20 protein-coding genes are annotated in these 20,908 nt (G+C 66.5%); 6 read left to right on the forward strand and 14 right to left on the reverse strand.

The annotated features are described in order from the left end of the window. Window positions 1-41 precede the first annotated feature (41 nt). Both AAGA11_11455 and AAGA11_11460 read right to left on the reverse strand, forming a co-directional pair. On the reverse strand, window positions 42-2,834 hold the full coding sequence (locus AAGA11_11455) for a bifunctional aconitate hydratase 2/2-methylisocitrate dehydratase (protein ID MEM9603471.1): 2,793 nt from the start codon (window positions 2,832-2,834) through the stop codon (window positions 42-44). A 528-nt stretch (window positions 2,835-3,362) separates the two neighbouring features. After that, window positions 3,363-4,103 carry a sulfite exporter TauE/SafE family protein gene (locus tag AAGA11_11460; protein MEM9603472.1) on the reverse strand — a complete coding sequence of 247 codons (741 nt, stop codon included), beginning with the start codon at window positions 4,101-4,103 and terminating at the stop codon, window positions 3,363-3,365. A 255-nt stretch (window positions 4,104-4,358) separates the two neighbouring features. Here AAGA11_11460 and AAGA11_11465 point away from each other — a divergent pair, with 255 nt between their 5' ends. From AAGA11_11465 to AAGA11_11485, 5 genes are all read left to right on the forward strand, one after another. Further along, entirely contained in the window at window positions 4,359-5,789 is a 1,431-nt protein-coding gene (locus AAGA11_11465) for a sulfatase-like hydrolase/transferase (GenBank protein ID MEM9603473.1), read from the forward strand. Then, window positions 5,789-7,789: a CocE/NonD family hydrolase gene (locus tag AAGA11_11470; GenBank protein ID MEM9603474.1), complete on the forward strand. Its 2,001-nt coding sequence runs from the start codon at window positions 5,789-5,791 to the stop codon at window positions 7,787-7,789. Before AAGA11_11465 ends, AAGA11_11470 begins: the two co-directional genes overlap by 1 nt. Window positions 7,790-7,926: 137 nt before the next feature. Then, complete coding sequence (locus AAGA11_11475; GenBank protein MEM9603475.1) at window positions 7,927-8,772, forward strand: alpha/beta hydrolase; 846 nt, start codon at window positions 7,927-7,929, stop codon at window positions 8,770-8,772. Next, entirely contained in the window at window positions 8,769-10,607 is a 1,839-nt protein-coding gene (locus AAGA11_11480; protein MEM9603476.1) for an alkyl sulfatase dimerization domain-containing protein, read from the forward strand. The genes AAGA11_11475 and AAGA11_11480 overlap by 4 nt, the downstream gene beginning before the upstream one ends. 100 nt (window positions 10,608-10,707) lie before the next feature. Next, complete coding sequence (locus AAGA11_11485) at window positions 10,708-11,043, forward strand: DUF805 domain-containing protein (protein MEM9603477.1); 336 nt, start codon at window positions 10,708-10,710, stop codon at window positions 11,041-11,043. 98 nt (window positions 11,044-11,141) lie between these two features. Here AAGA11_11485 and AAGA11_11490 read toward each other — a convergent pair whose 3' ends face one another. From AAGA11_11490 to AAGA11_11510, 5 genes are all read right to left on the reverse strand, one after another. Continuing rightward, window positions 11,142-12,143, reverse strand: coding sequence for a hypothetical protein (locus AAGA11_11490; GenBank protein MEM9603478.1), 1,002 nt, complete (start codon window positions 12,141-12,143; stop codon window positions 11,142-11,144). Window positions 12,144-12,228: 85 nt separating this feature from the next. Then, a complete protein-coding gene (locus AAGA11_11495) occupies window positions 12,229-12,885 on the reverse strand; it encodes an SDR family NAD(P)-dependent oxidoreductase (GenBank protein ID MEM9603479.1) in 657 nt (218 codons plus the stop codon). An 8-nt stretch (window positions 12,886-12,893) separates the two neighbouring features. Then, complete coding sequence (locus AAGA11_11500) at window positions 12,894-13,265, reverse strand: nuclear transport factor 2 family protein (GenBank protein ID MEM9603480.1); 372 nt, start codon at window positions 13,263-13,265, stop codon at window positions 12,894-12,896. 32 nt (window positions 13,266-13,297) lie between these two features. Then, complete coding sequence (locus AAGA11_11505) at window positions 13,298-14,200, reverse strand: alpha/beta hydrolase (protein ID MEM9603481.1); 903 nt, start codon at window positions 14,198-14,200, stop codon at window positions 13,298-13,300. Between the two features lie 27 nt (window positions 14,201-14,227). Next, a complete protein-coding gene (locus AAGA11_11510; GenBank protein ID MEM9603482.1) occupies window positions 14,228-14,812 on the reverse strand; it encodes a nuclear transport factor 2 family protein in 585 nt (194 codons plus the stop codon). A 102-nt stretch (window positions 14,813-14,914) separates the two neighbouring features. Here AAGA11_11510 and AAGA11_11515 point away from each other — a divergent pair, with 102 nt between their 5' ends. After that, the gene (locus AAGA11_11515) at window positions 14,915-15,823 is read left to right on the forward strand and encodes a LysR family transcriptional regulator (protein MEM9603483.1); all 909 of its coding nucleotides are present in this window, start codon (window positions 14,915-14,917) and stop codon (window positions 15,821-15,823) included. A 29-nt stretch (window positions 15,824-15,852) separates the two neighbouring features. Here the strand turns inward: AAGA11_11515 and AAGA11_11520 are convergent, their stop codons facing one another. The 7 genes from AAGA11_11520 to AAGA11_11550 all read right to left on the reverse strand — a co-directional run bounded on the left by AAGA11_11520 (window position 15,853) and on the right by AAGA11_11550 (window position 20,005). Continuing rightward, on the reverse strand, window positions 15,853-16,251 hold the full coding sequence (locus AAGA11_11520) for a nuclear transport factor 2 family protein (GenBank protein ID MEM9603484.1): 399 nt from the start codon (window positions 16,249-16,251) through the stop codon (window positions 15,853-15,855). A 194-nt stretch (window positions 16,252-16,445) separates the two neighbouring features. Beyond that, window positions 16,446-17,489 carry a hypothetical protein gene (locus AAGA11_11525; protein ID MEM9603485.1) on the reverse strand — a complete coding sequence of 348 codons (1,044 nt, stop codon included), beginning with the start codon at window positions 17,487-17,489 and terminating at the stop codon, window positions 16,446-16,448. Between the two features lie 92 nt (window positions 17,490-17,581). Then, a complete protein-coding gene (locus AAGA11_11530) occupies window positions 17,582-17,965 on the reverse strand; it encodes a RidA family protein (protein MEM9603486.1) in 384 nt (127 codons plus the stop codon). Window positions 17,966-18,025: 60 nt separating this feature from the next. Next, window positions 18,026-18,433, reverse strand: coding sequence for a bleomycin resistance family protein (locus tag AAGA11_11535; protein ID MEM9603487.1), 408 nt, complete (start codon window positions 18,431-18,433; stop codon window positions 18,026-18,028). Between the two features lie 93 nt (window positions 18,434-18,526). Beyond that, window positions 18,527-18,937: a universal stress protein gene (locus AAGA11_11540; protein ID MEM9603488.1), complete on the reverse strand. Its 411-nt coding sequence runs from the start codon at window positions 18,935-18,937 to the stop codon at window positions 18,527-18,529. 259 nt (window positions 18,938-19,196) lie between these two features. Next, on the reverse strand, window positions 19,197-19,469 hold the full coding sequence (locus AAGA11_11545) for a hypothetical protein (GenBank protein MEM9603489.1): 273 nt from the start codon (window positions 19,467-19,469) through the stop codon (window positions 19,197-19,199). 173 nt (window positions 19,470-19,642) lie between these two features. Beyond that, window positions 19,643-20,005, reverse strand: a complete 363-nt coding sequence (locus tag AAGA11_11550) for a hypothetical protein (protein ID MEM9603490.1) — start codon at window positions 20,003-20,005, stop codon at window positions 19,643-19,645. Window positions 20,006-20,908: the final 903 nt, after the last annotated feature.

The raw sequence follows: 20,908 nt of genomic DNA on the forward strand, positions 1-20,908 counted from the left end.
CAGGGCGCCCGGTCGAGGGCGCCCTGTTTGGCGGTGCGGCGTCAGAAGTGCACCGACTGCGAGCCGAGCGGGGTCTGCGTCGGCGGTGCGAAGGTCGTGAGGTCGATGCCCTCGACAGCGCTCTTGTACTCCTCGAGCGTCGGCGTGCGGCCAAGCACGGCCGAGAGCACCACCACCGGCGTCGAAGCCAACAGCGATTCGCCGGCCTTCTCTTCGGAGTCCTCGACCACGCGGCCCTTGAACAGGCGCGTCGAGGTCGCGAGCACGGTGTCGCCCTTGGCGGCCTTCTCCTGGTTGCCCATACAGAGGTTGCAGCCCGGGCGTTCGAGGTAAAGCTTGTTCTCGTACTCGGTGCGCGCGGTGAGTTTCGGCGCTGAGTCGTCGAACTCGAAGCCCGAGTGCTTCTGCAGGACTTCCCAGTCGCCCTCGGCTTTCAGCTCGTCGATGATGTTGTACGTCGGCGCCGCGACCACGAGCGGTGCCTGGAATTGCACATCACCTTGCTCTTTTTCGATGTTCTTGAGCATCTGCGCGACAATCTTGATGTCGCCTTTGTGCACCATGCAGGAGCCGACGAAACCGAGGTCCACTTCCTTCTCGGCGTTGTAGTAGGAAATCGGTCGGATGGTGTCGTGCGTGTAGCGCTTCGAGATGTCGGAGTTGTCGACATCGGGGTCGGCGATCATCGGCTCGTTGATCAGGTCGAGGTCGACCACCACTTCGGCGAAGTACTTGGCGTTGTCATCCGGGGCCAGAGCAGGCTTTTCGCCAGAGCGGATCTCATTGATGCGCTTGTCCGCAATCGCGATCAGGCCTTTGAGCATTTCGACGTCGTTGTCCATGCCCTTGTCGATCATGATCTGGATGCGCGCTTTGGCGATCTCGAGCGAGCCGATCAGGGTGTCGTCTTCGGAGATGCAGATCGAGGCCTTGGCCTTCATCTCTGCGGTCCAGTCGGTGAAGGTGAACGCCTGGTCGGCCAGCAGCGTGCCGATGTGCACTTCAATGATGCGGCCCTGGAAGACGTTGTCGCCGAAGGCGTCGAGCATCTGCGCCTGGGTGGCATGGACGACGTCGCGGAAGTCCATGTGGTCGGCCATCCTGCCTTTGAAGGTCACCTTGACCGACTCGGGGATGGGCATGTTGGCCTCGCCGGTCGCGAGCGCCAGCGCCACCGTGCCGGAGTCCGCGCCGAAAGCCACACCCTTGGACATGCGCGTGTGGCTGTCGCCGCCGATGATGATCGCCCAGTCGTCGACGGTGATGTCGTTCAGCACCTTGTGGATCACGTCGGTCATCGAGTGGTAGACGCCTTTCGGATCGCGCGCGGTGATGAGGCCGAACTTGTGCATGAAGGCCATCAGGCGCGGCGTGTTGGCCTGGGCTTTCTTGTCCCAGACCGAGGCCGTGTGGCAGCCCGACTGGTAGGCACCGTCGACGAGCGGCGAGAGCACCGTGGCCGCCATGGCCTCGAGCTCCTGCGAGGTCATGAGACCGGTGGTGTCCTGTGAGCCGACGATGTTCACCTTGACGCGGACATCCGAGCCCGCGTGCAGCGTCTTGCCGGGCGCAACGCCCACGGCGTTGGCGTTGAAAATCTTCTCGACCGCGGTCAGGCCCTGGCCTTCATGGGAGACTTCCTTCGAGGGGGCAAAGGCCGATTGCAATTCGATGCCGAGTGCCTCGCAGGCAAATGTCTGAAGCTTCTTGCCGAAGACGATGGCGTAGGAGCCGCCCGCCTTCATGAACTCGACCTTCTGCGGCGTGAAGGACGACGACATGTCGACGAGCTCTTCGTCGCCTTCGGCGTTGTAGAGCTTTTTGGTCTTGGTGTTGATGGTCAGCACGGTGCCGGTGTCGACCGAGTAGCGCTGCTGGAGGATCGGGTTGCCGTCGTTGTTCAATATCGGCTTGCCGTCGTCGTCGAGTGTCTTCTCCCAGTTCTTGAGGTCGACGCCGATGCCACCGGTGACGCCGACGGTGGTGAGGAAGATCGGCGAGATGCCGTTGGTCCCCGCAACCACCGGCGCGATGTTGACGAAGGGCACGTAGGGGCTCGCCTGCTTGCCCGTCCAGAGGGCGACGTTGTTGACGCCGGACATGCGCGAGGAGCCAACGCCCATGGTGCCCTTTTCGGCGATCAGCATGACGCGCTTGTCGGGGTGCTGGAGTTTCAGCGCCTGGATTTCCTGCTGCGCGCGCTCGGAGATCATGCACTTGCCGTGGAGCTCGCGGTCCGAGCGCGAGTGCGCCTGGTTGCCCGGTGAGAGCAGGTCGGTCGAGATGTCGCCTTCAGCGGCGATGTAGGTGACCACCTTCACGATTTCGTCGACGTCCGGCAGCTTGGTGAAGAACTCCGCTTTCGCGTAGCTCTCGAGGATGTCCTTGGCGACCGCGCTACCGGCGTCGAACGCGGCCTTGAGCCGGCTGGTGTCGGCGTCGTAGAGGAAGACCTGGGTCTTGAGCACCTCGGCGGCCTGTGCGGCGATGCCGGCGTCGTCGCCGAGCGTGAGGTCGATGAGCACCTCGACGGAGGGACCGCCCTTCATGTGCGAGAGCAGCTCAAACGCGAATTCGACCGAGATCTCCTCGACCACCGCTTCGCCCAGCACGACGTCCTTGAGAAAGTGGGCCTTCTCGCCCGCCGCGCTGGTGGTGCCCGGCAGCGTGTTGTAGATCAGGTACTTGAGTGAGTCCGCCCGGTGCGGGTGTTCGGTGTCCTTGATCTGGGCGATGATTTCCCGGGTGAGCTCGCCATCGTCCACCGGCTTGGGGCTGAGACCCTGCTCGGCGCGGGTGTCGATTTCCTCGAGGTAGGCTGCGTAAAGGCTCATGGCTAACCCAACTTGTCCGTTATTTCGTTCGTATACAATTCTATTAAGTCGTCTCTCGTGCGCCAAACTGAACGCGTGCGACGCATTTAAGGCGCCTTGGAGGCCCTATCCTGCGGCCGCTCAGCACAACTGAGACAGAAACGGCACGCGGGGCCATACACGTCTTGCTGTGTGGCCTGCGCCAGCCTCAACGTCGACGCCTACGGTCTTCGATCTACCGAGCCCCGTCGGGGTTCAACGCGATCGCGTGGCCAGAGCTCCGTCGGCGGGCACCGCAGCGGTGTACGGTGCCGTCTCGCAGCGGTGTACTGCCGAAGTGCACGCACTCGATGTGAGGTCACGTGCAGTGGTGCGCACTATGTTGCAGCGCGCCGTCTGCCTAGCCGTACGAGTGTACCAAATCGTGGAGCGCTTTGCAGGCCCACACCGTGACCGAGTGCCGAGGCTGCTCAATCAGAACACGATTTTATTGCAAGCCTGTACATTTTACAGGCATGGCATAAAATTCATGGCTTCGGACGCGGCTCTTCAGAGGGTGTTCTGCCAGAGCAGACGGAGTGCCAGCAGCGTCAGCACCGCGAGGATGATGCGGTCGAAGGTGGCTTTGGGAATGCGGCGGCCGAGCCGGTCGCCGAGCGGCATGCCGAGCAGCAGGGGTAACACGCCGAGAGCGCTGTAGCCCGCACGTTCCCAGGTCATGATGCCAAGCGCGATCTGCATGGGCAGTTGGATCGCGGCCATCGCGAGGAAGAAGGTCGACAGCGTGAACACGAAGGTGTTGCGCGCGAGCCCGGCGGCGTTCAGGAAGGTCACCGAAACCGGGGCTGATATGCCAACTGCGCCCTGTAACACGCCGCCGGCGGTGCCAACGGGGAATGCCAGTCGGTCGACGAGCGGCGCGGGCAACGTCCAGCCCGGGTTGCGCAGACGAAAGCCGACGTACATGAGCACAACCAGCGCAACCGCGGTGGTCAGGACGCTCGCGCTCATGCCGGCGAGCGCGGCCGTGCCAATCCCGGCACCGACGACACCGGCGAGGGCGTAGCGCGTGAGAAACCCGCGTTCGGGGCGGTGGTGCCGGTAGTTCCAGACTTGCCACGCGTTCGACACCACGTTCGGAAACACGAACACCGCCACGGCGAAGGGCACGTCGACGAGGATCGCCATGATCGGCACGGCGAGGAACGGCGCGCCTGCACCGGTCGCGCCCTTCAACACCCCGCCGAGGCTGAACGCCACGAAAACGAGGGCGAGGTGTTCCAGGGACATGCGGGCGCGGCTCGGGGGGCGAAGCAGGGCTGGACAGGATACGGCATGGCGGCGTGCGGCCGCGAGCGCCCGCCGGCTCAGTTCGCGCGGGTGTCGCGCGGTTGCAAGCGGCCTGCGGCGACCGCCGAAGCGGCGACCATCGGCTTGTGGTGTTCTCGGGGTCCGGGGTGTCCGGTGCGGCAGACGGGTTCCGTGCGATCATGCGGCAGTGTGCCCTCGCGTTATGACAGAGGGATTGCACCGGGCGGAGCGTACATGGCCAACACCATCGTGATCATGACAGACGAACTGCGGCGCGATTGCCTCGGGTGCTACAGGAACACGGTGGTGCAGACGCCCCACATCGACGCGCTGGCGGCGCGCGGTGCGCGCTTCGACTGCGCCTACACGCCGTCGCCGATCTGCGTGCCGGCGCGCGCGTCCGTCGCGACCGGGCGCCACGTCCACGAGACCCGCTGCTGGTCGAACGCGCAACCCTACGCGGGCGAACCCGCCAGTTGGCACCACGTCCTGCGCGATGCCGGGCAGCAGGTGCACTCCTTCGGCAAGCTGCATTTTCGCAGCGGCGCCGACGACAACGGCTTCACGCACGAGCACCACCCGCTGCACGTGGTTGGCGGCCAGGGCTGGGTGCACGGCCTGCTGCGCGACGAGGACGGTCTCTTCGACGCGTCGGGCTTTGCCGGACACATCGGCCCGGGCGAGGACCCGTACAGCGACTACGACACCCGCGTCTGTGACGCGGCGGTGCAGTGGATTGCCGGGCAGGGCGCCGCCGAGGGTGCTGCGCCGTGGTGCCTGTACATCTCCTTCCTGAGGCCGCACTACCCGCTGACCTGCCCGCCCGACTTCTACGGCCTCTACGACCCGGCCGAGGTGCGCCTGCCGCGGCCCGCTCGGCTCGAGGGGCCCGAACAGCACCCGGTGCTGCAGTGGTTGCGTCACACCTGCGACTACGACGCGCCCTTCGACGACGCGAGCCGTCGGGTCGCGGTCGCGTCCTACTTCGGCCTGTGCTCCTTCGTCGACCACCTCGTCGGCCGGATCACCGGCGCGGTGTCAGCCGCCGGCCTCGACGACGACACCGCCGTGCTCTTCACCAGCGACCACGGCGAGTGCCTTGGCGACCGCGGCTTCTGGACCAAGATGGTGATGTTCGAGGAATCGGCCGCCGTGCCCTTGATCCTCGCGGGCCCCGGTGTGACCCCCGGCACCTGCGATGCACCCGTCTCGCTGATCGACCTCTTCCCGACGGTGCTCGACGCGGCCGGGGTGCCGGCACCCGACGGCGCCTGCCCGCACGCGCGCTCGCTGTTCGACACCCTCGACGCGCCGCGGCACGACCGCCCGATCCTCTCGGAGTACCACGACTACGGCGCCCAGACCGGCGTGTTCATGCTGCGCTTCGAGCGGTGGAAACTCGTGGTGTACTCGGGCTTTGCGGCGCAGCTGTTCGACCTCGACAGCGACCCGGACGAATTGCATGATGTGGCGGACGACCCGGGCAACGCCGCCGTGCTGGAGCAGCTGCACGCACACCTGCGCACGCTCGTCGACCCGGACGCTGCCAACGCCCAGGCCTTTGCCGACCAGGCGGCGCGCATCGACGCGCTCGGCGGGCGCGAGGCGATCAAGGCCATGCAGAACTACGACCACACCCCGGTGGCAACGCAGGAGGGCGCGTGATGGACGTGATTGAAACGGTCTGGATTCCGATGCCGGACGGCACGCGGCTCGCCGCGCGCTTGTGGTTGCCGGACGGTGCGCGCGAGGCGCCGGTGCCCTGCATCCTCGAGTACATCCCCTACCGGCGTCGCGACCGCACGCGCCTGCGCGACGAGGTCACCCACCCGCTCTTTGCCGACGCCGGCTACGCCGCCATCCGCGTCGACCTGCGCGGTGCGGGCGACAGCGAGGGCGTGATGCTCGACGAATACGCCGACATCGAAACCGACGACGGCGTCAACGTCGTCGCCTGGATTGCCGAGCAGCCCTGGTGCGACGGCAACGTCGGTATGTTCGGCAAGTCCTGGGGCGCCTACAACGCCTTCCAGGTCGCGGCCCGGCGGCCGCCCGCGCTCAAGGCCATCGCCCCGGTGATGGGCACCGACGACCGCTGGCTCGAGGACATCCACTTCTACGGCGGCGTGCTCGCGAGCGACAACTTCTGGTGGGGCTCGATCATGCAGCTCTACAACGCGATGCCGCCGGACCCGGCGATCGTCGGCGAGCGCTGGCGCGACATGTGGCGCGAGCGCCTCGACGCCATGACCTACTGGCCCGCGATGTGGCTCGAGCACCAGACCCGCGACGCGATGTGGCGGCGCGGGTCGATCTCGGAGAACTACGACGACATCACCATTCCTGTGTACTTCTTCGGCGGCTGGGCCGATCTCTTTCGCGACACCCCGTTCCGCATCGCCGAGCACCTCACCGGCCCGCTCAAGGTGCTGATGGGCCCGTGGGCCCACCTCTACCCGCACGAGGGCATCCCGGGGCCGCGCATGGATTTCACCCGCGAGATCATCCGCTTCTGGGACCACTGCCTGAAAGGCATTGACACCGGTCTGATGGACGAGCCACCCTTGCGCTTCTACCTGCAGGACAGCGTTGCCCCGGCCGGTACGCACAAGCAGCGCACCGGCACCTGGGTGGAGGAGGCGACGTGGCCGTCGCCCAACGTCAGCACACAGACGCTCTGGCTCAACGCCGCCAGCCTCGGCAGCGCGCCGGCCGAGGGCGCACCGATGGCCATTTGCTCGCCGCAGACCTTCGGCCAGTCGGGCGGCGACATGTGCTCGTTTGCGATACCGGGCGACATGCCGAGCGATTGCCGCATCGACGCGGGCGGCGCGCTGGGCTTTGCCGGCCAGCCGGTCGCCGAGCCTCTCGACATCCTCGGCCAGCCCTCGCTCGAGCTGAGCCTCAGCGCCGACCAACCGCAGGGCTTTGTCGCGGTGCTGCTGATCGACCAGGCGCCGGACGGCGCGCAGACGCTGATCTCGCGCGGCTACGCCAACCTCATGCACCGGCACTCGGACACCGACCCGACGCCTGTGGTGCCGGGCGAGGTCATGACCATCCACGTGCCGCTGCACGGTGTCGGGCACCGCCTCGCCGTCGGCCACGCGTTGGTGGTACAGGTCGCCTCGACCTACTGGCCGGTGCTCTGGCCCGCGCCCGAGCCGGTCACGCTGACGCTGCAACCGGGCCGCTCGCGCTTGCACCTGCCGACCCGCGCCGCCGTCGACGACAACCCGCGGCCGATGCCCGAGCCGCCGCGGCGCACGCAGAAGCGCCCGATGACGAAGGTGCGCGACGGCGCCATGGAGCGCTCGCTGCACACCGACCTGACCACCGGCGAGCACCGCACACGCTTCTACCTCGACGGTGGCGTGTTCGGCCCGATCGGGCGGTTGCGGCTCGACGACACCGGCACCGAGATGGGTGACATCTCCGACCGCGTGTACCGCATCACCGCCGACGACCCGCTGTCCTGCCGCGCGACCATGGACCAGGAGAGCCACTTCTGCCGCGAGGACTGGGACGCCCGGATCAAGACCACGACGGAAATGACCGCGAGCCGCACCGCCTTCCATCTGCGCGCCAGTGTGACCTGCTGGGACGGGGACACCGTCTTCCACACGGTCGAGTGGGAACACGACATCCCCCGCAACGGTATGTGACCGGGCCGGCGCACCGGTGGTCCGGCACACCGGCCGGGCGGCGTTCCGCGGCGCGCTGCACCCAGCAGCACGCCGCGCGCGCCGGGCTTGTGTAGGCTAGGGCCCAGCCGACCTTCAACCCGTGCACAGGTTTTTCGATGAGCGCCTTCCCCGAGTTCGCCGCGACCGCGACCACCCACTCACTGACCGCCGAGGGCGTCACCATGCGCGTCGTGGTCGACGGCACCGGGCCCGACATCGTCTTCATCCCGGGCGGCGACCAGACCGCCGAGGGCTACTCGCAGCAGTTTGCGTTGTTGTCGCAGCACTTCCGCTGCGTGTCCTACGACCCACGCGGCGCGGGTGAAACCACGTCACCGCCTGCGCCCTGGACCATGGGCGACTACGCGCGCGACTGCGCCGCGGTGATCGATGCTTTCTGTGAGGGGTCAGCGGTGGTCTGCGGGCTGTCGCTCGGCGGCCTGGTGACGCAGCAGGTGGCGATCGATTTCCCGGATAAGGTCAGGCTTGCGATACCGATGGGCACCGCGGCCTACATCGACGGCTTCACACGCGACTGGATGCAGGCCGAGATCGACATCCGCAAGGCCGGCATCGAGCTGCCGGACTCTTTTCTCGCGCCGCACTACGCGCCCTTTGCATTTCCGGCCAAGGCGCTGCACGACCCGGCGCTCTGGGCCGAGATCAAGCCGGCCTACACCACACGTTTTGCCAACCGTGACCCGAAGGACCTGATCGACCAGTGGCAGGCCTGTCTCGACTTCGATTGCCGCGAGGGCCTCAAGACCTGCCCGGTGCCGATGCACGTGATCGCCTTCTCCGAAGACGTGCAGACCGCGCCGTCGATGTGCCAAGTGGTGTCCGACCTCGCGCCGAAGGGCGTCTTCCACGAGATCCCGGGCCTCGGTCATGTGTCGATGACGCGCCACCGCCCGGACGTGGTTGCAGCCAAGATCCGCGACATCGTCGAGGCGGCGGCGTGACCGACACCGTCTACCCCGGCACGCTGGCCCACAACCGGGCCTTTGCGGCCCGCCTGCCGCTCGACGACCCGCAGCGGCTCGCCGACGCACAACGCGGTTGGCTGGCCGCATTGCCTGGCCCCGTGACGCGAGCCGACGGCGGCGTGGCCTGGGACCTCGGCTGGTTCGATTTTCTCGACGGGCCCTGCCCGGATACCGTCAACCCGTCGCTCTGGCGGCACGCGCAGCTGAACGCGCTCAGCGGGCTGTTCGAAGTGTGCTACGGCGTCTGGCAACTCCGCGCCTGCGACTACGCCAACATGACCGTCGTGCGCGGCGACACCGGCTGGATCCTCATCGACCCGTTGATGACCGCCGAGACCGCGGCGGCGGCGCTGCAGCTGGTCAACGACACGCTCGGCGTCCGCCCGGTCAGCGCGGTGCTGGTGACGCACACCCACCCCGACCATTTCGGTGGCCTGCGCGGCGTGACCGCCGACAACCCGTCGATCACCGTGCCCGACCAGTTCATGAATTTCGTTGCGTCCGAGGGCGTGCTCGGCGGCAACCACACCTCGCGCCGCGCGGTGGACCAGTTCGGCATCGCGTTGCCGATGGGGCCGACCGGCATGGTCGACGGCGGCATCGGCAAGACCGTGGCGCGTGGCACGCGCGGCTTCGTCGTCCCGACCGACGTGGTTTGCGAGACCGGCGAGACGCGCACGCTCGACGGCGTGCGTTTCGAATTTCTGATGGCGTCGGGCACCGAGGCGCCGGCAGAGTTCACCTTCCTGTTGCCCGAGTTCGGCGTGCTCTGCATGGCCGAAGTGTGCACCCAAACCCTGCACAACGTGCTGACGCCCCGCGGTGCCGAAGTCCGCGACCCTTTGCTCTGGGCCCGCGTGATCGACGAGGCGCTGTGCCGTTTCGGCGCGCGCACCCACACGCTGATCAACAGCCACAACTGGCCGGTCTGGGGCGAGGCGGCGGTCGCGCAGTTTCTGCTCGAGCAGCGTGACATCTACAAATACACCCACGACCAGACGCTGCGTCTCGCGAACCACGGCCACGGGCCCGACGAGATCGCCGCCAAATTGGCCGAGCCGGATTTCCTCGCCAGCGCACTGCACGCGCGCGGCTACTACGGCACGCTCGCGTTCAACGCCCGCGCGACCTACCAGAAGTATTACGGCTGTTTCGACGGCCGGCCGGTGAGCCTCAACCCGCTGCCGCCGGAGACCCTCGGCGCGCACTACCTCGCCGCGCTCGGCGGCGTCGAGCGCGTGCTCGAGCTGGCGCGCGAGGCCGTCGCGGGCGACGCGCTGCAGTGGGCGGCGACGCTGCTGAGCCACGCGGTGTTCGCCGGTGAGGTGGACGCCAAAGCACCGCTCGCGGCGGTGTACCGCAACCTCGCCTACCGCGAGGAGAGCGGTATCATGCGCAACATCTACCTCGCCGGTGCACAGGAACTCGACGCAGGTGTCAAAGCCCTGCCGAGTGCCGGTGGGCGCAACAGCGACCTCGCCGCGGTGCTCGGATTGCAAGACTGGTTCGACGCCTTCGCGGTGCGGCTGAACCCCGAGCGCGCCCGGGATGTGACACTGGCGATCCGGCTGATCGTCGACGGCACGCCGGTGACGGTCACGGTGGCGCGGCAAACCGAATTCGCGCGGGTCGACGACGCGCTGTCGGCGGTCGACGCGACGGTCACCCTGAGCCAGGCCGAGCTTGAGCAGCTCGCGGCCGGCCAGTGTGATGCGGCGGCGCTGAACGTGGAGGGTGACGCAGACCGGGTGGGCGCGTGGCTCGCGCTGCACGACCGCTTCGACCTCTGGTTCAACATCGCGACGCCCTGACCCGGTGCCGTGCAGTGCCGTCCGCGGCCCGGCGGGTGATCTACCCTCTGGGGACGCGGCGCGTGGACCACGCCCGCACCGGCTGCCGTGAGGACACACCGTGACGCATTTCATCGACGCGCTGACCAAGACCTTCGATTTTCAGGGGCGCACCACGCGGACCGGCTACTGGATGTTCATCCTCGTCTACGTGATCGTGTACTTCGGCCTCGCCTTTCTCGTCGGTGGGTCGGACGACAGTCTGACGGCGGCGGACGTGTTCTCCCTGCTGTTGCTGGTCACCTCGATCAGCGTGACTGCGCGCCGGCTGCACGACATCGGCCGCAGCGGCTGGTGGCAGCTGATCAGCTTCATCCCGTTGGTGGGGTGGCTTGTGCTGATCTACTTCATGGTCCAGCCGAGCGAGGGCGACAACCGCTTCGGCCCGGCGCCCTGAAGCGGTTCGAGGCTGACACGTTTGAAATCCGCGCTGCGGGCTCCCCGACACCAAAAACAGCGAAGTGCGACGGTGTTGGACCCGACTGGGAACGGTGCTCAGCCAGGCCCGATTGTGAGCGCCTGCAGAAAGTCTTCGAAGTGCAGGCGGTTCCACTGGTAGGTGCCTTCAAGGCCGGTGTAGAGCAGCACCAGCGTGCCGTTGGCAAGCGGCACGCTGACCACTTCCTTGTGCAGCGACTGCGCGGCGTCGAAGGCGTAGAGGCTGTTGAAGCCGCCGACCGACGTCGGTTCGGGCGCGGTGTTGCCGCCCATGCCGTAAAGCGGCAGCGCGTGCGCGAGCGCGTCGGTTTCGTTGGATGGGTAGTGCGAGAGCAGGATCGTCGCTTGCGAGTGGCCGCGCTTGCTGGTGTCGTCGGCGGTGCCGGTCGAGATGATGGCCACCTCGACGGTCTGGCCCGCCGCGTCTTCGGTGGTGCCGATCTGCCAGAGCATGAACGAGTACGGGTAGCGCACCGACCAGTCGTCGCGCGAGCGCAATCGGAAGAGGCCGTGCTCGAGTTGCAAATCGAGGTGGTCGGGGAGTTGCGTCCGGGTGTGTGTGGTGGGCGGCGCGTAGGGCGTTGGCTCGAGCGCCTCGACCAACAGCGCGCCGCCGTACACGTCCAGCGCGTCGACCCAGTAGAACAGGATTGACAGCACCGGGTCGTCGCTCGGCAAGACCCACTGGCCCTCCTGCGCGGTGATGTACTTGGCGCGGGAGTCGATCAGCGCGTACACCCGCTCGCGCATCCGCGCCCGCCGCTCGGCTGGCTCGTCGGGAAGCGTGTCTCGGTTGCGGTCGAGCCACGCGTGCAGCTTGATCGTCTCGAACAGCACGGTGTTGTTGTCCTGCACCGCACGGGTTTGTGGGGTCAGGCGGTAGACCGGGTCGATCGCCACCGCGTCGGCGGAGACCGATGATTCGTAGATCGCCGTGGGGGTGTTGTCGGGCGTCTCGGGTTCGGTCGGCGTTGCACACGCCAGCAGCAGCGGCAGGCTCAGCGCGCACGCCGACAGCAGGCGCAGGGTGGGGCGGCGAAGGGCAGGCGGCGGCGTCACGGTCGAGCGGCTGTGCAAGCGGGTGTGGCCTCACCCTACCACGGTCGAGCGGCCCCGCCGATGGGCCGGTTGCGCGTTGCGCTGGCTACCAGTCGATCGGGCGGCGGTCGCGGAAGAAGCCGCCGCTCGGGCCGGCTGCGTCGAGCGTGGCGAGCCAGACGGCGGTGTCTGCGCCGTCCTCGGGCGAACGCGCCGCGCCGGCGCCGCCCATGCGGGTGCGCACCCAGCCGGGGCACATCGCGTTGACCTTGACGTCGGCGGGCAGGCCGCGGGCTGCGGCAACGGTCAGGGCGTTCAACGCCGCCTTCGCCACCCCGTAGGCGCCAGGCCCGGCGACGCCGTCGGCGAAGGCCCCCCAGCCCGACGACACGTTGACCACGCGCCCGTGGCCGCGCGCCACCATGCCGGGCACCAGCAGGTGCATCAGGCGGTAGGGGCCGTGGACCATCACCGCCATCGCCTCGGCAAAGTCGGCTGGGTCGTCGAGCACCCTGCCGCTGCCGAGCACGCCGGCGTTGTTGACCAGGATGTCTACCGCGCCGATCGCTGCGACGGCGGCGTCGATGCTGTCGTTGTCGGCGACGTCCAGCGCGACGGCCTCGGCGCCGAGGGCTTTGGCGACCGTCGCACCGGCGGCGGTATCGCGCGCGCCGATTACCACCTCGCAGCCGGCCGCAATCAAGCCACGGACGATCGCTTCGCCGATGCCGCGGTTACCGCCTGTGACGAGTGCGCGTGCCATGGTCGACCTCAGTTGGCGTACTGCAAGGACATGCGTGTGATCTTGCCGTCGGCGTTCCACCAGTAGCTGTAGTGCACCACCCACGCCGACCAGTTGACCTCCGTCTTCGCGTAGCCGTGGTCGGCGTCGAGGATCGCGCGGTGGCGGAAGCCGTCGCCGCCTGGGATGACCTCGCGCTCGGCCCAGGCGCGGATCGCCGCCTGGCCGGTGAACGTGCGCGAGACGTCGACCATCACGGCGTCTTCGGTGAAGCAGGCCATGTAGGCGTCGATGTCCTGTGCAGTGGTGGCGTTCTGGTAGCAGTCGATGGCGGCGGGCAGCGGCTCCATGCCCACAGCCACCGTGGTGCTCAGCGCGAGTGCGGCAAGCAGCGTTCTCATGCGTGTCTCCAGTGTGAGATGCAAGGGTGACACTAGCGCAGGAACGCCGCAACCGCGTCGGCCGAGGCGGTGACGGCATCCGCGCGGTCGTAGAAGTCGAACTGGGTCACGTCGTCGCCCAGCCACAGCCGCTTGAGCGGGGCCGCGGTGCGCGCCGCGTAGGCCTCGGCGCCCGCCGGCAAGGCGATCGACGGCGAGCCGACCATCAACAGCGGGACGCGCAAGCGGTCGGCGCTCGCCTGGGCGTCGTAGCCGAGCCAGGCCTTCCAGGACGCGACCGAGAAGCGGTTGTCGTACGCGTCGATCAAGCCGCGGTCGGGCTCGGTGTAATACGGCGCCTGGAACATCACCGCGCTGTCGTCGGTGGCGGAGGCGGCGGTGAGCACGGTGTCGGCGGCACCGGGTCGCTCGCTCGCGGCAATCAATCCGGCTGCCGCTTCCGCGCCGCCGTAGATGCCCTCGGCCATCGCCGGGTCGTGCAGCCAGGGTGCGACCAGCGCGACGCGTTGGATGGCGTCGTTGTCGGCCGCGACGGCCGCCATGTAGCCCGACGACGCACAGAGGCCAAGCCCGCTGATCGATGCGCTGTCGACGTCGTCCCGGCTCGCGAGGTAGGCGACCGCCGCGTGGATGTCGGCGGTCTTGGTGGTCGGGTCCTCGACGTAGCGCGGCGTGCCCGCGCTCTCGCCCCAGCCGCGAAAATCGAAGGCGAGCGCGGCGAAGCCACGCGCCGCAAGTTCCCGCGCGTAGGTGCCGGCCATCTGTTCCTTGACCGTGGTCCAGGCGCCGGTGACGACCACGGCCGGCCACGGGCCTTCGCCTTCGCTCGGGTGGTAGAACGTGCCGCGCAGTGGCGTGCCGGCGCTGTCGAACCGGACGTCGGAGGCAGTGAGGCTATCGGGGGTCGGGGTGTTCTGCAGGTTGAGTGTGGTCACGGTATTCTGCCTCGACTGTGCCGGTTGTCAGTTGCCGGGGGTGTTGCGGACGAAGGGGTTGCCGCGCTCGGCGGTGGCGTGAAAGGCCATGCTGTCGACCTTCCAGCCGGTGGCGGTGCGGGTGAACCCGTGCGTGTAGTGGCCCCAGACCTGCCAGAGCGGGTCGCCGCCGTTGGCCTCGAGTGCGCCCCGCTCGAGGCGGTTCCAGGCGTAGCCGTGGCTGAACACGGATGCGGTGTCGGCGCCGTTGAAGGCCACGCGGTGGTTGCCGCGCAGGTGGAAGCTCGTTTTTTCGGCGGTGAGGTTGGCCGACCAACCGGCGATCAGGCCGTCGGCCGGGATCGTCGCCGGGCCGCCGCCGACCAGCGAACTGAAATCAACGGTGATCTCGTCGACAAAGTGGCTGCGCGCGGTGGGCCAGTCCTTGGCATCGACAGCGGCGTCGATGGCGTCGGTGAGGCGGGTCAGCTCGGCGACGTCGACGAGCCGTTCAGCGGTGATCGGGTCGCCGGGTGTGGCGGGGCCGTCGGCGGCGGTAGCCGGGGTGAGAGCCAGTGCGGCAGTGAGTGTGGCGGCCAGCGTCAGCGCGACGGTGTTCGGGCAGTGTTTCATGGTCATCCCCAGGGCGTGGTGCTGTGGGGATGCAGTCTAGACAGTGCGATTGGTGATGATAATGGGGTATAAATCAATCTCATAGTTGAATGAAATAACACAATGCGCTTGCCACTCGCGACGCTCGAGGTCTTTGACGCGATTGCCCGCACCGGCTCGATGCGGGCGGCGGCCGACCGCCTGGGGGTGCAACCGTCCACCGTCAGCCACCAGCTGAAGGCGCTCGAGACGCAACTTGGCACCGCGTTGTTCGTGCGCACCACGCGCTCGGTCAGCCTGACCGAGGCTGGCCGCGCCTTGCTGCGCGGGGCTGGCCCGGCCTTTGAGCAATTGGGCAAGGCGGTGGAGAGCGCGCGGTCCACCGGCCATGCGGCGCGCGGCACACTGAAGCTCGCGATGCCGGAGTTCGTTTACCGCCTGGTGCTCGGGCCGGCGCTGCCGCGCGTTTGCGCGGCGTACCCCGAGATCGAGCTCGAGCTGTCAATCACTGACGCGCTGTCCGACATCCTCGGTGAGGCGTTGCACGCGGGCTTCCGCCTCGGCGACCGCATCGCCGACGACATGGTGGCGGTGCGCGTCAGCGACCCGCTCGCGCTCACGGTAGTGGGCAGCCCGGCCTACTTTGCCGAGCGGGGCACGCCAGACACGCCGCGCGACCTCCTGGGCCACAGTTGCATTCGATACCGGTTTCAGTCGTCGAAGCGGCTCGCGCCGTGGCGCTTCACAGGGGCTGAGGGGGGCTACGAGGTCGATGTGAACGGCCCTGTAGTCGGCAACACGCTGCCGGCGCTGATTGACCTCGCCAAGCAGGGCCTGGGCCTGGTCAACACCTTCAGCAACCTCTGCACCGACGCCGTCGCCGCCGGTGAGCTGGTGCCGGTGCTGGACGATCACCTGCAAATGACCCCCGGCGTGCACCTTTACTACCCGCGCGAATACCGGACCCTGATGCCGTTGCGGCTGCTGATCGAGCAGTTGCGACTGCCAGCACGAGACCGGAACAGTGCCTAGTTCACGCGGACACACGGCCAGCCAGGTGGCTATCCGGTGCCACACTGGTGTTTCATCAAGGCGCTGTCCATGTACTCCACCAGCTTGACCGGCGTGCCGCTCTCGAAGGTCCAGAAATGCGCGATCGTGGCGTCGAACGTGTCGCCAGTCTGGTGTGAGGTCAGATTGAGTGCAACCTGCGCCGCGACGCGGTCACCGTCGACCACGATGTTGGTCGCGGCGTAGCGGTTGAAGGTGAACCGCTCGGCGAGGCTCTGGAGTTGCGCGAGCAACTCGGCCTTGGTGCCGCACACGCCCGCGTACGCCGCGTGCGCCGGGTCCACCGGCCACTCGAAACAGAAGTCGTCCGGGATGGCGTCGAGTACACCAGCGATATTGCGGTTGGCGTAGTCGGCGTAGATGGCTTCGATTCGGGTTTTGACGTCCATGCGGTGGGCTCCTTGTTCAAGCGGTTGGGTGCATACAGTGGGTGTGTATCAAATGCCAATACAGGCTGTGTCCGTGGCGCTGGGGTGAGACGCCGGCTCAAACGACGACACGAGTGTGTTTTTCAGAGCGCAGTGACCGGGCATGGCGCAGACGGTTGTCCGTTTTACCGAAGCACGCCGCCGTTGGACCGCTGTCACGGTGCCTCGAGCACGCAGGCGAGCACCGATTGAAACCAGTCGGTACCCGTCCAACCGGCTGATTGGGCCAGCAACAACGCGGGGCGGCCGCGGTACGAGAAGGCGGCATCAAACGGGCCGTACGTGTCGGTCAACCACGCGATGTGGACGGCCTGCCCAGCGACTGCGACGACTTTGGTCGCGCAGGCTTGCGTGCCGATGTCCGGGTTTAGCGGGATGGGGGACGGCGCGTGTTCCGGAGAGACCAGCAGCCGGAGATAGGCGCCGTTGCGTGCGGTGTGCTCGAACACGAAGTCGATCTCTGAGCACCGGTCCGTGTCGGGACCAATTGCGAACACACTGTCGAGAGTGCAGCCGACCCGGGACAGGTCGGGCGGTGCCACACCGAAGCGAGAGAACGTGTCTGCGTGTGCGTCCAGTGTCCAGTGCAACTCACCCGGTGTGCGTGTGTGCTGCCAATAGCTCACTGGCACGCCAGACGCGGTGGCCGGGTGGCGCGCCTGGTGCGAGAGCGTGGCGAACGGTGTCTGCGCGAGGGCGTCGGCGCGCTCCGGGTCAACGACCTGCAGACCCCGAAACACGCCGAGCAACTCCGCGTCGCTGAACACCCCCGCTGTGACGGTCAGTTCGAGCCGCGTTCGGCGGAACCCGACGGTGCCGGCGACGAACTGACGGTGGTCGTGACCGAGCCACACCGTGTGGTCGCCGAGCGGGAACGGCCTCGGAGCGGGGAAGGTCTGTGCCGCGGTTTTCCGGGGGTTTCGCCACAGGCTCGGGTGGTCGTAGGCAGGGGGTGCGAAATCAAACAGGAATTGCTTGAGCGTCAGCGCACGCCGCTGCCCGCACGCAACGTAGCGGTACGTCGCCGTCTGGTCCGGACGTTCGGGGCGAAGGGACTGTTCGGTGATTGTCACGTCGTCGGGCAACCAGCGCGGCGCGTACAGGGTGAAATTACACCAGGCTTGTGCGGCACGCAGGTCTCGCGCGACGGCCCTGGCCGCTTCGGCAGGCCCGGTCTGCAAGGCGAGGTCAGTTGGCATGGTGCGAACCCCATTGCGTGTGATCAGGGACCAGCCCCCGAGCGCGCACCGACAAACGACCGCGGTGCACGCGGCGGCACGGGTTCAGCGTTTTACTGCTCGGCAATCGCGTCGATTTCCAGCAGCCACCCGTCCTCGAACAGGTCGGCGAGCACCACCGTCAATGCGAAGGTGTGGCCCTGCAACATCGCCTGCCTGACCTCGCGGTTCTCGTCGCGGTGCTGCCGATCGGCGAGGTAGGTTGTGGCTTGCACGATGTGTTTGGCGCCCATGTCCGCGGCGCGCAATTGCGCGAGGATGTTCTGCCACACGGTCTCCGCCTGTTCCCGGAACGTGTCGGGGGTTCTGCCGTCGCATGTCACTGGGCCCTGCCCACTCACATAGAGCCGGCGCGTCGTGCCCGTTACCTCCAACGCCTGCACGTAGGCGCCGACAGGCTCGGCGCCGTCAGCGGCGTTGATGCGTCTGATTGGCATGGCGATGTCCTCCGGTCGACGTGGTGTGATGGAGCTGCTGCCACTTCGCGGTGGTGTGGGTCAGCCCTCGACACCCTGGCTCACACGAAAGACGTGGCCGTCGGGGTGACGGATGTGCAGCTCCCGCGCGTGCCACGGCATGTCCTCGGGCTCGTGCAACACCTCGACACCCTCTGCGACGCACTGTGCGTGCACGGCGTCGACATCGTCTACCCAGATTGACAGCCACACGCCCTTGTCCTGCTCTTCGCCGCCGGCTTCACCGAAGGTGCGGGTGTTCCGGCCCTTGCCTTTGCCGCCTTGCGCGTTCAGGCAGAGGAAGATCTCACAGTGGCCTGATCCGACGCACCCGAACGACGGCGGGTCGCCCCAATCCCAGCGTTTGCTCCAACCGACCTTGTCGAACCACGCGAAGGTGTCGTCGAAATCCGACACATTGAGGATGGGTGTGATGCCCTTTGCGTTCATGTTGCGAGCTCCCGCGGATCGGAGAGGAAAGGCCACCTGGCGAACCGGGTTCAGCGTTCTGCAGGGAGTGCCGCCGCGTGCCGACGGCTGCGCTCAGCGCACAACCAGCACGGAGCAGGTCGCGTGGCGCACGACCTTGGCCGCGGTCGAGCCCAGGAAGTAGTCCTGCAGGTCCGGTTGGTGCGACGCGACGATGATCAGCTCGCTGCCGATCTCCTTCGAGACTTCGAGGATCGTCTTGTACGGGTGGCCGACGCGGACTTCGGCGTCAACGTCGATGCTGATCGACGCGGCCAGGGCGTTGAGGGATTCCACGGCCGACTGCACCGACTTGTCCTGTATGCCCCGCGGCAACTCCACCTGTGCCCAGCTCGGGATGTCTTCGACGACGTTCAACAACACGATTTTCGCGTCGGTGCTCGCGTGGGCGGTCGCGTGCTCGATCAGGGAATCGACGTTCGTCGTGTTGGCCAGATCAACCGCGATAAGGATGGAACGGTACATGGCTGTGACTCTCCTGATGGGCAACGCGTGACTCGGTGAACGGCCAGTATGTGCGGTTTTGGGGTGACGTGCCAGTCAGTGTCCTGAATCCCGTAAAAGCGAAGGAAAACAGGCACTAGAGTGGGTTTTCAGGCGGGTTTCGGCAGTCTTGCGCCGTGCACGCGTGTGAGGCGTCGACCCGACCACCTGCAGGTCGTCACCTGCGATTCAGGGCAACTGGCTGTGGGGATTAAGGCATTGTCCCGGAAAGACCGCGTATTCAGAGCCCGTATTGGGTCTTCAGCCGCTGCTTCTCGGAGATCAACAGAAACACCTTGCGCGCGCCCCACAGCATGATGCCGACACCGGCGACCAACATGAGGTTGACGATGCCCGAATCGTTGAGGAAGGGCAGAAACGCATCGCCGTTGGCGGCGAACTTGGCGTAGAGACCAAGGCCCACCAACGCTGTGCCCGGGGCGTCCAGCATCGCCACCTTGACGATGTCCTTGTCGATGGCTTTCATTCGCGCTTCGGCGTCTGCGTCGAGCATGGGAGGTGTCCTCTGATGATCGTGTCAGTGCGTCCGGCCGCACGCATTGAGCACGCGGTTTGGACGCGACGGGTGGCCGTAGTGCATACAAGAACGACACCAACGTGTTTAGACGAACACTGTGAGACACCATTGCCCGGGGGAGTAGCGTCCCCCGCATTGGCACCGCCTGCTCAGCGCGAAGAGCCGTCGTCCACGTAGCCTCTGAATTGGTAGGTTGGCGCGCCGAAAAACAGCGCCGAGCGCTCAGCTAGCCTGGCCGTCTTGCCTCGTTGGAACTGCGACACAGTGTCTATCGAAGTCCGGACTTCCTCTCCGCTATCAAGCCTGACAATAAGGAGCGACTTGTTCCCAATCACCGAGGGGACGCCCGCGACGCGGAGGGCGACACCGGTCCGTTCCCGCACAGCGCCCATTTTGGGCATGTCATACAGGGTGAAGAAGCCAACGAAAACGACAATGACGCCAATTGACACGAGCTGCCGTCGGCTCTCGAGTCGAATGTGCTCGTTCAGCTTTCGCCTGAATTCACTCATGGCGTGACCCTGGCTGTACATATACACCAGCAGTAGTGACGCTGATATTAGGCGGAGCAAGCCTGGGAACTGGCTGAGCCCAGTTATCGAAAGATAAGAATTGCAGCAAGACTGTCGTTGGAGCTTGGATAGTTGACGTGAATACGTGGATTTCTTTCGCTCGCGCAAAGGATACCCACTCCGAGGAGACTACGGCTTGGCTGAGCTGAGCACAGCGTCCTATTTGGCTGCTTTGAGTTGGCAATCCATCGACCAGGCCTCCAGTTCAGAGCCATGGACCAGTTCGTGCGTCGTCGGCGCCGTCTTTTCGAAACCTTGTGCTTTGTAGAACGCAAGGGCGCGCTGACTTGACCGCAAGACGGTGATCTTGATTGAGCTGCACTTCTGGTCCAGTGCACGTAGTCTTACCGCATCAAAGAGTGCCCGACCTGCGCCACTGCCTTGATGCGCACGGAGTACGTACATGCCCCATAAAAAACACGTTTCGTTAACGCAGCTGCATGCCGCAGCGCCGATAGTGTCAGTGTTTGCTATTGCGATATACAACGCTCTGGTTCCGGGTCCGACGAACCATGTCCTAATCTCGTCTGGGCTGGCGCCCCGCAGCAGTTCAGGCAAGGCCGCTGTCGGAATCACACTGGCGTACGACTCGGACCAGCATTGTGAGTAGAGGTCAGAAACGCACGCGACCTGCCCTTGATCGAGTGACTCAATCCGATAGATGCTGAACTCCTAGGCCTCTACAGGCTGCTGGATCTGTGCTTGGTAGTTCAATCATTCCTGCCTAGTTGTGATCTTTCAGTAGGTTGTTCATCCGAGCCCCTTGCTCGATGCTGTTGGGTGTCTACGTCCAACACACCAAAGAGGCCCGGATGAACACCCACAAGAATGCCCGATTGACAC

The organism is Pseudomonadota bacterium (assembly GCA_039196715.1).
Lineage (GTDB): Bacteria > Pseudomonadota > Gammaproteobacteria > CALCKW01 > CALCKW01 > CALCKW01.